Origin of the sequence: Paenibacillus sp. WLX2291 (assembly GCF_046603665.1) — a bacterium.
GTDB lineage: Bacteria > Bacillota > Bacilli > Paenibacillales > Paenibacillaceae > Saccharibacillus.
On record NZ_CP176755.1, the window covers coordinates 1,145,336 to 1,157,090 of the forward strand.

The 11,755-nt window shown below is 49.9% G+C and carries 12 protein-coding genes; 9 read left to right on the top strand and 3 right to left on the bottom strand.

Annotated elements, in window-relative coordinates; all coding sequences use genetic code 11:
* Positions 1-2 precede the first annotated feature (2 nt).
* Both ACDE64_RS05010 and ACDE64_RS05015 read left to right on the top strand, forming a co-directional pair.
* On the top strand, positions 3-1,508 hold the full coding sequence (locus ACDE64_RS05010; RefSeq protein ID WP_411349196.1) for a glycoside hydrolase family 32 protein: 1,506 nt from the start codon (positions 3-5) through the stop codon (positions 1,506-1,508).
* A gap of 103 nt (positions 1,509-1,611) precedes the next feature.
* Positions 1,612-3,945 carry a glycoside hydrolase family 32 protein gene (locus ACDE64_RS05015; RefSeq protein ID WP_411349197.1) on the top strand — a complete coding sequence of 778 codons (2,334 nt, stop codon included), beginning with the start codon at positions 1,612-1,614 and terminating at the stop codon, positions 3,943-3,945.
* A 26-nt stretch (positions 3,946-3,971) separates the two neighbouring features.
* Here the strand turns inward: ACDE64_RS05015 and ACDE64_RS05020 are convergent, their stop codons facing one another.
* The 3 genes from ACDE64_RS05020 to ACDE64_RS05030 all read right to left on the bottom strand — a co-directional run bounded on the left by ACDE64_RS05020 (position 3,972) and on the right by ACDE64_RS05030 (position 6,378).
* On the bottom strand, positions 3,972-4,778 hold the full coding sequence (locus ACDE64_RS05020) for a helix-turn-helix domain-containing protein (protein WP_411349198.1): 807 nt from the start codon (positions 4,776-4,778) through the stop codon (positions 3,972-3,974).
* A 252-nt stretch (positions 4,779-5,030) separates the two neighbouring features.
* The gene (locus ACDE64_RS05025; protein WP_411345405.1) at positions 5,031-5,273 is read right to left on the bottom strand and encodes an NHLP leader peptide family RiPP precursor; all 243 of its coding nucleotides are present in this window, start codon (positions 5,271-5,273) and stop codon (positions 5,031-5,033) included.
* Positions 5,274-5,370: 97 nt separating this feature from the next.
* Positions 5,371-6,378, bottom strand: a complete 1,008-nt coding sequence (locus ACDE64_RS05030) for a hypothetical protein (RefSeq protein WP_411349199.1) — start codon at positions 6,376-6,378, stop codon at positions 5,371-5,373.
* A 261-nt stretch (positions 6,379-6,639) separates the two neighbouring features.
* Between ACDE64_RS05030 and ACDE64_RS05035 the strand changes: the two genes are divergently transcribed.
* The 7 genes from ACDE64_RS05035 to ACDE64_RS05065 all read left to right on the top strand — a co-directional run bounded on the left by ACDE64_RS05035 (position 6,640) and on the right by ACDE64_RS05065 (position 11,624).
* The gene (locus ACDE64_RS05035; RefSeq protein ID WP_411345407.1) at positions 6,640-7,149 is read left to right on the top strand and encodes a sigma-70 family RNA polymerase sigma factor; all 510 of its coding nucleotides are present in this window, start codon (positions 6,640-6,642) and stop codon (positions 7,147-7,149) included.
* A gap of 29 nt (positions 7,150-7,178) precedes the next feature.
* A complete protein-coding gene (locus tag ACDE64_RS05040) occupies positions 7,179-8,384 on the top strand; it encodes a hypothetical protein (RefSeq protein ID WP_411349200.1) in 1,206 nt (401 codons plus the stop codon).
* Complete coding sequence (locus ACDE64_RS05045; RefSeq protein WP_411349201.1) at positions 8,381-9,355, top strand: ABC transporter ATP-binding protein; 975 nt, start codon at positions 8,381-8,383, stop codon at positions 9,353-9,355. Before ACDE64_RS05040 ends, ACDE64_RS05045 begins: the two co-directional genes overlap by 4 nt.
* Positions 9,355-10,230 carry an ABC transporter permease gene (locus tag ACDE64_RS05050; protein WP_411349202.1) on the top strand — a complete coding sequence of 292 codons (876 nt, stop codon included), beginning with the start codon at positions 9,355-9,357 and terminating at the stop codon, positions 10,228-10,230. Before ACDE64_RS05045 ends, ACDE64_RS05050 begins: the two co-directional genes overlap by 1 nt.
* A 135-nt stretch (positions 10,231-10,365) precedes the next feature.
* A complete protein-coding gene (locus ACDE64_RS05055) occupies positions 10,366-10,815 on the top strand; it encodes an OsmC family protein (protein ID WP_411349203.1) in 450 nt (149 codons plus the stop codon).
* A 48-nt stretch (positions 10,816-10,863) separates the two neighbouring features.
* Positions 10,864-11,322: a cupin domain-containing protein gene (locus tag ACDE64_RS05060; protein WP_367054157.1), complete on the top strand. Its 459-nt coding sequence runs from the start codon at positions 10,864-10,866 to the stop codon at positions 11,320-11,322.
* Positions 11,323-11,327: 5 nt separating this feature from the next.
* Positions 11,328-11,624: a hypothetical protein gene (locus tag ACDE64_RS05065; RefSeq protein WP_411349204.1), complete on the top strand. Its 297-nt coding sequence runs from the start codon at positions 11,328-11,330 to the stop codon at positions 11,622-11,624.
* Positions 11,625-11,755 lie beyond the last annotated feature (131 nt).

The following is an 11,755-nucleotide window of genomic DNA, read 5'->3' on the forward strand; positions in this document are numbered from 1 at the left end:
GCATGTCTTTGCAAATACAACATGATTATCGTGGGGCGTACCATTTCTCGCCTGCACGCGGCTGGATGAACGATCCGAACGGTATGGTATATCTGGATGGGGAATATCATCTCTTTTTTCAATATCATCCGTTTGGCGAGACGTGGGGACCGATGCACTGGGGACATGCGGTATCGGATAATCTGGTGCACTGGAGGGAGCTTCCAATTGCGCTGGCACCGGATGAGCTGGGTACGATCTTCTCCGGCAGTGCGGTGGTCGATTGGCACAATACGACTGGCTTTTTCCCGGAGCAGCCGGGCTTGGTGGCGATCTTCACCCATCATGACGAGCAGCCTGGGCAAATGGTACGGCAAAGCCAGAGTCTTGCTTATAGTCATGATCGTGGACGAACATGGCAAAAGTATGCTGGCAATCCGGTCCTGACTTGTGAGACACGACCGGATTTTCGCGACCCCAAAGTATTTCGATATGAGCCGGACAATAGCTGGATTATGATCGTTACGTGTGGGCAGACGGTGGCACTGTATCGGTCATTCAATTTGCTGCAATGGAGTGAATTGAGTGTATTTGGCGAAGGCATTGGTAGTCATGATGGCGTATGGGAATGCCCAGATATATTTCCACTGCCCGTGCACAATGGAGAGCCGGATGAGCAGCGCTGGATTATGCTGGTCAGTATCGGTGATGCAGGCACCAGCGCGGAAGGATCGCGAACCCAGTATTTTATCGGACAGTTTGACGGGACGCACTTCATACCGGATGAAGCTTCACAGCAGGTGCGCTGGCTAGATCATGGGCGAGATAATTATGCGGGTGTGAGCTGGTCAGACATTCCGGCAGCAGATGGACGACGGCTGTATATTGGTTGGATGAGCAATTGGCGGTATGCGAATACGACACCGACTGGCAGCTGGCGCGGAGCGATGACGATTGCCCGCGAATTGCTTTTGGAAAAAGGAGTGGACGGTTCCTTGCAGTTGCTTCAGATTCCGGTGAGCGAATTAGAGCAATGTCGCCATTCACTACTGCAACTGGAACAGGCGACACTAGAGCAAGTAAGGACAGCGCTAGCTCCATTGCGACTACGCAGTTATGAGCTACATGTTGTTCTGTCGACGACAGCATCGGTGGAATGGGAAGTGCTATCCGATGGACAGCATCGTACCGTGATCGGAGTCGATGCGGTGGCTGGCACATTGTATATTGATCGTACTGTATCCGGTGATGAAGTATTTCATGATCATTTTGCCGGACGGCATGAAGCTGTGTTATCGGCAAATGAGGCTGCGCTGTCAGCGCATGTACAGGTGCGGGAGCTGCGTATTTTCGTAGATCGCGGATCGGTGGAGGTGTTTGCCGACGGTGGTCGTGCTGTGATGACCGATCTGGTCTTTCCGACAGCGGGTGCAGAGCGATTAGGCTTGATGAGCTGTTCTGATGAACAAAATGAGAAGCCAAGGATATCAGTAGCTGTTTATGATGTATCCACCAGTCGGCAAGCGTAAATACGAGCATACAGCATCTCTACATACAAGACGCGGGAGATGCAGGTATGTACGATGACAAGAATGTACAGACCAATACATGACGCTTCAAGGAGGCGGGAATTTGAATAGCGAACAGGTCGTCACATCCCAGTGCAACATGAGCGATAGAAGCCCGAATACAGGCAATAGTAATGGAATGCAACACAATCATACGATGCGCAAGCAGCACAGGAACGTTGGAAATCATCACTATCCAATCTTGCTGCGTAGATGGGGTGCATTGTTGCTTGTTGTCTGTCTGTACAATTGGCTAAGTGCCACGGCGCAGGCGGCAGACACATCGCAGTCAGGAGAGGGCGCAACTATGACCACTCATCCATCGGTACTGGCGGCAGCGATTGCCGCCGAAGGCGAAACAGCAACATGGAATCAGAATTTGACCAATGAATATACAGTAGGCGATGCAGTCTGGGCGCTGGATCGGCGCGGAATGAGGGGAACAGTATCAGCAGGAGAACAGGGCAGTATGAAACTATACGCCCAGCCAACAGGCAAAGACATGGTACTGATGACCGATCTGATGCCAGTGGACGATCAGTCAGAGACGCAGCAACAAACACCGTCACCGATGCAGGCAGGGCTTGTATTTCGTACCGATGAACAAGGACAGCAGGGATATGAAGTGATTGTTGTTCGTAATGGCAATCGCATCACTGTCCGCTTGCAGCAGTCTGATGGCACTATCATTCAGCAATCGCAGCACAGTTATCCTAGCGAATCCGGCGTGAAGCATCGGCTGGAGCTGCATGTGCAGGATCATCATATGCAGCTGTATGTAGATGGCTATGCACAACCGGCGCTTGATACCGAGCAGCTGACCGATGGCGCGGACGCAGATATGGCGGGTATTATCGTACAAAGCGGTGCGGCTTCATTTCAGGATACGTATCGGATGACCGGGCAGCAATTTTACGGCGAGGATTATCGTCCGGCATATCATTATTCCGCGCTACGCGGCTGGGCGAGCGATCCGAATGGATTGGTGTATTATGATGGCGAGTATCATGTATTTCATCAGGACGGCGGACGCTGGGCGCATGCAGTTAGTACCGATCTGCTACATTGGAAAAATCTGCCCTTTGCGCTGGAATGGAATCAGCTCGGACATATCTGGTCAGGCTCTATTATCGCTGATGAGCACAATGTCTCCGGTTTGTTTGACGGAACGGCAGAAGGCAGCGGCTTGATCGCGTATTATACGTCCTATACACCAACGCAACATAATGGCAATCAGAAAATTGGAATCGCTTACAGTTCAGATCACGGGCGTACGTGGCGGTATCCGACCGACCGTCCAGTTGTGATTGATAATCCGGGTAAAAGTGCGACAGAACCGGGTGGATGGGATTTTCGCGATCCGAAGATTGTGCGTGATGATGCGAACAATCGCTGGGTGATGGTCGTATCCGGCGGTGATCATGTGCGCTTGTTTGTATCGAATAATCTGCTCGATTGGACATTAACGGACAATTTTGGATATGGCAATTATATTCGTGGCGGTGTGTGGGAATGCCCGGATCTGTTTCCGTTGCAGGCGGCAGATGGCACGGTCAAATGGGTGCTAATGATCAGCACCGGTGCCAATCCCAATACAGAAGGCTCGGACGCGGAATATTTTGTCGGTCAACTGCGTGCGGATGGCAAATTTATTAATGATAATCCTGTTGGTACGGTGCTGAAGACAGATTGGGGCAAGGAATTTTACGCTTCCATGTCATTTGCCGGATTGCCACAGCAGCAGCGCATCGTTATGGCATGGATGACCAATTGGGATTACGCATTTGACCAGCCGACCGGCGATTGGAAAGGCGTACTGACGATTCCCCGTCAACTGACGTTAGTATCAACACCAAGCGGATATCGTCTATCCCAGCAGCCAGTGCAGCAATTGAACACACTGCGCACCCCATTATGGCAAACGCAAGCGACAGAGCTGACCCCGGACAGCCCCAATCTGTTAGCTGGTCTATCTTCTGCTAGTTACGAGATTGAGGCAGAGATACGCTTGCCACAACAGCAACCGGCATCATCGTTTGGCTTCCGTTTGTTGGCAAATGGTGACGGTACACAGTTTACCGAGGTCGGCTATACGGCAGCAGATCAGCAGCTATTCATCGACCGTTCGCAATCTGGCATTACGAACTTCTCACCGTTATTCCGTACCCGTCAGCAAGCGACATTGCCATCAACCGATGGCGTGATTCGATTGCGTATATTGGTGGATCGCTCGACTGTAGAAATATTTGCCAATAACGGACAAACGGTGTTCAGCAGTATCGTATTCCCAGATGCCGCCAGTCGCCAGATGAGCTTGTATACAACCGGCGGTAATGTACAGATTGTATCGTTAAAAGTGAATCGATTGAGCAATGTATGGGATAGTCAGCGACCATAACATGAGCATGGACGTGCTGCTTATTTTCACAAATAATAAGCAGGCTCCTCCTCCGCAGACCGCGCGAAAAAGCTGCTGCGATACAGCGACGGGCTAATGCCGAAGTGACGGGTGAATTTGCATGTAAAATACGTCTGCGAATTGAAGCCAACTTCATAAGCAATCTCGCCAATATAGCGGGAAGTACTGCACAATAGCTGTTGTGCCTGTTCCAGTCTTAGCCGAAGTACCGTATCCATAATCGTCTCACCTATATGTTGCTTGTATAGATGGGATAAGCGCGAAGGCGACAGACAGACGAGCTGGGCAAGCTGCTCGACGCGAATATCTTCTGTATAATGGCGCTGCAAATACTGCTGCACCTCTTCAATGCGAGGATCGGAATGCTGATGATCCGTTCCAGCGTGCATGGCAAGCAGCAGCAACACTTCACTAAGCAGATGAAATGTCAGCTGACGATAACCCGGATGATCGGCGCGATCACCGTATTCCATCAATCGCTCCAGCACATATTGCAGTTCCTGACATAATCGACCATCCTGAATCAGTAGCGGTCGTTCCGCATGCGGGGTTTGCAATTGATGCAGCCAGCTGATCCATTGCGGACAGGCTTGGAACTGACAGCATACCCCAGCTGCTCTGCCAGGGAGCGGTTGTACCCAGTGCACATCCTGCCCCGGCGGAATCAAATATATTCGTGATCCACCTGTCGCTACCGATGTACTAACAGCGGAAGGTAAATAGATTAACGTCCAGCGATGCGTCCCGGTTGCGGCATCCAGCGGGGATAATATGGGAAGATGATGATACTCCATTACAAAATCGGTATTCATCCAAACGACCTCCTTCTCCATCAATCAGGCAGACTCAACACCTTCATATGCGAAATGTAAGCGTTTTTATAAATAGGATAATCAAATTGCAAATGCCGCACAAGGGAGAAAAGACGCACTGTCATATAAAAAAAGCGCAATCCGTAACGACTACGGGTTGCGCTTTTTTGCATATGCAATGGTGCGTTATGGATAGAATTCATCAAACGTTATGATTCATGCGATGTTAGGAGAATAGAATTCAAAATACGATTACCAGGCAGCTTCCGGTTTCAAGCGCGCGGAAGGAACCACTTCGGAAGGTTTCGGTGGAATGATCAGGTACAGCTCACTTGGTGTTTCTTCAATGGTCGTCAGCTTGATATGCTCTGGAAACGAAATGCCCATCACTTCCTGCAATGCCTGTTTGGGATTGGTTTTCAAAAGCTCCAAAAATCCCGGGTCTTCCCATGCTTTTTGAATCACCTGATTGTGAAAAATGGCTTGGCTGGACATACCCATCATTCCCTTCTTCAAATGGTTATATTTTCCTATTACTATAACATGCAATAATCCTAAAATCCATATCTTTTGTCATATTTTTCTTGTTATTTTAAGGAGATATGCGAGCATGGTACCATAGACTGCCTTGTTGCATCAGCAAATTGCGGTGCTGATCGACTTGCTCTGTCATTCGATTTAATTGGCGAATCAGATACGCATGAAAATGGTTCAAGTATGGAATGGAAGAAGAAGGGGAGACAGCCAGATAACCGTCGGCAGCGATGGCGGCATAGCGCCGAAGAATATGATGATCGTAAATAGCCTGATGCACTCGTTGTTCCGTCAGAACTGGCACGGCTATCGACATGGGAACATCTGTAGAGGAAGTGGATTTGATCGACAATTCCTGCCGAATCAATGACAGCAAACAATTGTAATTACCGTCCGCCAGATCTTCCGGCCAGTCTGCGGCATCATCGTTCATTTGTAGAGCGATCAGCACTTCATCCAGTTGTTGCATCAGCACTGGTAATTGATCTGGCAATCGTGCTTCCAGCAGTAATAGTGCTGCTGACAGCTTGAGCGGACTGGCTTTTCCAGCAATTTTCTGCCGATCCTGTGCAAAATAATCGCTTTCCTGCTCCAGACTCACCGCACTCGCCCATTCGCTAACAAACCGGTGATAATATTCCCACAACCGCGCCTGATCATGAGTCGTCTGTGATAAAATCAGCAGAAACTCGCTGTGTAGCATCTGACTGAGCGGCACGAGCTGCTGGCGATCGATGCCATCAGATTGCCGATCCTGACGATCCATCAGATCATCCTGAATGAAAAAGTGCAGCATGCCCATCACATTGCCCAGCGCTGCTAGCTTGGCTACTGGAAGCAGCGATGTCGGTGACAGATGATGCAGTCGCATTGTTAGTGTGCGTTCCAACCAGAACGGTAATAGATAACAGATATAATTTTTGATGCTGCCCTGTTTGCGAATATCAAACCCGGACAGGTAATGAAGTCCCAGAACATTCAGCGGTGCCGGGAAGCGGTGAATCCGCTGCTCTGCTTCAGCAAACAATTCATAGATTTGCGGCCTGAAATCCTCCAGCCAGTCCATTGGCTCACCCCTTTCTGTATCTATTTATTATAACTTGCCAATTATTGGATTCCAAAGAGGAATAAAGGGGGTATTTTGGCTTTTATTGAGGAAATTTGTCGGCTGGAATCTAAGCCCATCATAACCCTATTTTTTACTTTTTACATAGGGCGCAAGGCATGGAAATGAGGTCTGGCATATAATTTTTTTTGAATAAGTGATACAAACATTTGAACCTGCCCGTCTTTCTTATAGCTGCAGCGGAAAGGAGCATTCCAATCGATGAACAACCCGGAACCGGAACAGTTCAAACAAATCTTTTACGATCATTATCCGACTGTAAAACGCAAACTATACGCGATGGTACGTGATGATGCCGCGGCGGACGATCTGGCGCAGGAGGTCTTTTTGCGGCTCTACCGCAATCCGCCCGACAATCCCGACGTGATCGGCGCCTGGCTGCACCGAGTGCTGACCCGCATCGCTTATGACTATATGGACAAAAAAGCGCGTGAGCGCCGATTGCAGGACAAGCAGGAGCAATACTACGATCTGAATCAGCCGTCTCCATCCAATGGCGAGGATGTGATGATCCGTCAACTGGAACATGAGGAAGTGCATCAACTGCTAGATCAGTTGCCCGAGCGTGACCGACAGGCACTGTTGATGAAGTATTCCGGCTATAGCTATTCCGAGATCGCGGAACAACTTCAACTGAGACCGCCAATCGTAGGCACCCTGTTGCATCGCGCCACGAACAAACTACGCAAGAAAATGCTGAACTCCACCTGAGGAGACAGAGACAAAGGAGGAATTTGCAGGTGACTAGACATCCTGTGCAAGGCAACAACAACCATGGCGATCGCCACGAGCATCCGCAGCGCCCCATTGATACTACCACGCCAAACTCGGCTGCCGATCAGACAGAAACCGATGCGGCATGGATGAAAATGCAAACCCTGCTTGCCGCCGAAACGCCTCATCCCAGCTGGCAGGCATGGGCAGAACGTGATCACGCTGTATCCGCATCCGCAACATCCGTACCGGAAACAGCCACTACATCGACCACGAAAGGATTGAATACTATGAATCATCCATCACCCGCTGCACCAGAGCAGCATAATCGTACCAAGTCCCGTCGCTTCAGCAGCAAAGCTCGCAAATGGACAACCGGCATTGCCGCGTGTGTCGTAGCTGGCGCCGTGCTGGCAACACCATTTGGTAATAATGCGCTGGCATCGCTGCTGAATCAATTCCGTATGCAGGAGCTGACCGCTGTGAACGACGAAGGCATTTCCGACATGCTCACGCAGTATCAGCAAAAAGGTGTGACTTCCGAAGACATCAACCGTTTTGGCGTCTTTTCCTCATCGAATGGTTCGTATGAAGGTGAGCATACCGCTGACGAAGCAACGAGCAAGCTCGGCTACAGCTCCATTCCAAAATCGGCTTTATCCCCAGAACAAAATCGCGTCTATGTGAATCCGTCCCATACCGAAACGTACAAGCTGAATACCGAAGCGGTGAATAGTGCGATTACCCGTCTCGGCGGTACGATGCTGTTGCCAGAAGAAATGAACGGCAAACTCATCACCCTGACTATGCCGGCAACGATCTCCTATACATTGGAGCAGAATGATGATGTGTGGATGAACCTCGATCAGATGGATGTACCGAATGTGACCTTTGATGAAGGGGTAGATGCAGCGCGTGTATTCGAGACGATTTCCAACCTGCCGTTAATGCCGCAAGATGTCAAAGACATGCTGCAAAAAGAGAAAATTCTCAAAGGCGAACTGCCACTGCCGATTCTGTCCAATGCGCCAAGTGAACGTGTACAGGTGAACAATATTCCGGTCGTGATTCAAACACAGCAATACGGCGATGTGGACATGAATACAGCGCAAACCGAATATAGCGCATACTGGATCAAGGATGGCGAGCTGTTCACCCTGCGTGGCAATGACAAAGCATTTACCGGTTCAAGCGATGTAGCTGCCAAAGTGAAGGAATTGACTGCCTCATGACGCAACCCGCTATTCATATCAATAATCTAACCAAACAATATGATAATGGACGCGGCTGTCGCAATGTACAGATTACCGTTGGACAGGGGGAAGCCTTTGGCTTCCTCGGTCCCAATGGTGCTGGCAAAAGTACACTGGTGAAAATGCTAGTCGGTCTGATCGCACCGACAGGCGGATCGGCTACTCTGTTCGGTGATGCGATCGGCACTGTTGCTGCCAAGCGGCATATTGGCTATGTGCCGGAGCTGTATCGATATCAGGAATGGTTGACCGGCAGAGAGGTCGTTCAACTTCACGCTCGTTTGTGTGGATTGGACAAACCAACGACACAGCGCCGTACAGCCGAATTGCTAGATCGTGTAGGGATTGGCAATCGTGGCAAGGACAGAGTGAAGCAGTATTCCAAAGGCATGCAGCAACGTCTCGGCCTCGCCTGCGCGCTTATCGCCGATCCACCCATCTTGTTTCTGGATGAGCCGTCATCTGCGCTTGATCCGGTCGGTCGACTGGATGTACGTAATCTGCTGCGGGAAATGAAGCAGGAAGGCAAGACCATTTTCCTGAACTCGCATCTGCTGGAGGAAGTGGAGAATATTTGTGATCGGATTGCGCTGCTGAACAACGGCGAGATTTTGCGCCACGGAACAGTACAGGAAGTACTGTATACGCAGACACGCTGGCTATTCAAAATCGGGGGCTATACTCCCGATATTTTGCCGTGGTTAACCGAAACGAGCGGTGTACCGATCCATCCGGCACAATCGCTGCCATCCGGTGAACGTAACGGTGGCAGTATGGGCGACGAAATCTGGCTGGAAGCGGCGATTGATAATGAGCAGCAGGTCGGTCTGATCACGACGCTGATCGTCAATCAGGGTATGACGCTGTATCATGTATATCCGGTACGGGAACGGCTGGAAGAATGGTTTATGGAAGCCGTATCTGGACTCAGTCACCGGGGGGAACAGTAATGAATATTATTATCGGAATGACATGGAAAGAACTGATGCGCAAAAAGGTACTGCTGATGACGATGGTCATGACTGTGCTATTTCTCATTCTATTCTGGTTTATTGCTCGCACATTGACTGGCGACAATGTGGCGTCAAACACAGGAGCGGTCGATCTGGTAGCGCGATATGCGCAAGGTTCGATGCTGCTCACACTTGGCTTTTTCTTCGGTAGCTTTATTTTGGCGTTTCTCGTTATATTCAGTTCCTTTTCGGCGATTTCTGGTGAAGCGGAGATCGGTATTATGCAGGCGACATTGACTCGCCCGGTTCCTCGCTGGAAATGGTATGCAGGTCGCTGGCTCGGTTATGTATCGTTTGGTGTCCTGTATGCGCTCGTATTGTACGTATCGATTGTTATCGTGACTGCTACGCATACGATTGTACCCGGCAACTGGCTAATTCATCTGCAATCCTTTTTGTTATATGCGCTGACCGTACCGATTCTGATTACGCTCAGTTTACTCGGCTCAACTGCCTTCTCCGCGCTCGGTAACGGCGTATTCATGACGATGCTATATGGTGCAGGCTGGCTAGGCGGCATGGTGGAAAAAGTAACTTCTATGATGGGATTGAAACCGGATGTACAGCAGACATTAAGCAATATTACCGGTCTTATCTCGCTGCTGATGCCTGTCGATGCGCTTCAGCGCAAAATGCTGGCAGTCATGCTCGGACTGAAAGATCTCGCTGGGCTGGTGGATGTCGGCGCCTCGCTATCTTCGACTATGGGGCTGGGGCAGGTCGTGTCGACGAGCTTTGTCGTCTATGCCATCTTGTATGCGTTAGTGTTGCTAGTATGGGGCATGCGCCGCTTTCAGCGCAAAGAATTGTAAAGCCAAACACTGCTTCCCGATACAACTGCGGGTATGCGGTGTTTTTGCTTTGTTCTACTCTTCTATATACTGCACATCCTGCGATGGAATATGGTACACTAATGCCTGTACGAACAGACAGGAGATGACCTCATCATGATTCACGAATTTATACTGGATGCCGACTGGAAAGGCGGACGCAATAGCGAAGGCACCATTTCCACCGGTAATCTGAATATAGTAATCTCGATCCCGCAGCCGATGGGCGGACCGGGCACAGGAACCAACCCTGACGAGATGCTACTTGGCGCAGCAGCCACCTGTTATATCATTACACTGGCAGCGATGCTGGAACGTTCGAATATTGAAGTGGAACAACTAACGATGCAATCGCAGGGCAATGTCGATGTGACGAACAATATTTTCACATATAAGGAAATTATTCATCGTCCGCATATCGTACTGCCTGCCAGTGCGACGGCGCAGGACTTGGACAAAGCCGAACTACTGGCACACAAAGCCGAGCAATCGTGCATGATCTCGCGTGCCTTGGCAGGCAATGTACAGCTGTCCACCGAGCCGAATATTCATACAACTACAGAATAACGATACATCCGCGATATATCCCTATACTCCATGAAAGAAGGTCTATGTATGAAAACTCAATTACCTGTATCTCCACTCGTTGCTGCACTTGGTCTGACTCCGCATGAAGAAGGCGGCTGGTATCGTGAAATGTGGAAAGCGTCGTTCGAAATTCCACAGCAAATTTTGCCACCGCAGTATTCAGGTCCACGCTTCTCCGCAACGTCGATCTATTTCCTGCTGCATGCTGATGAGATTTCCGATTGGCATGTTGTGCATTCAGACGAGCTGTGGCTGATCCATTCCGGCAGCCCGTTAGAATTGACACTTGGCGGTAAAGGCGACAGCCCGGAAGAAGGAGAGAAATTCATCCTCGGTTTGGATATCGAAGCAGGGCAATTGCCACAGGTGCTCATTCCAGCCGGTGTATGGCAAATGGCACGTCCGCTCGGCGATGAGCCGGTATTCGTCTCCTGTGTAGTAGCTCCAGGCTTCCACTATGACGATTTCAAGCTGATCGAGCGCTAATTACTATGACCTGGTACACGCTAGGTCAGCTATTGTCGGCAATCCGTATCGGGCAGAAGGCACGAACGATGGATGGTATACGCGTCGTTCTGCGCAGTGATGCCGGGTTGGTCTGGGCAGAAGGACGCACAGCCGGTCAACCGGTTGGATTGCAAGAGCATCTGTTCAGCGATCTGTGGACGATTTTCGAGGATGAAGAGACGCAGAAGTGGCTGCCAGAGCGCGATAGATACGAACGGCGTTTACATGAGATGCTGGAAAATCAGTATTTGGAATGGCGCGCCGATCGTCTGGAAAGTTAACCCGTTATATTCAGCTTCAGGATGCTACAATAGTAAGAATGCAAGATTATTGTATAAACGTGATTGGACTCGACCCTGGACGGCATATTCATATGCGTGCGGGGTCTTTCTATATGGATTTATTTAGTGAG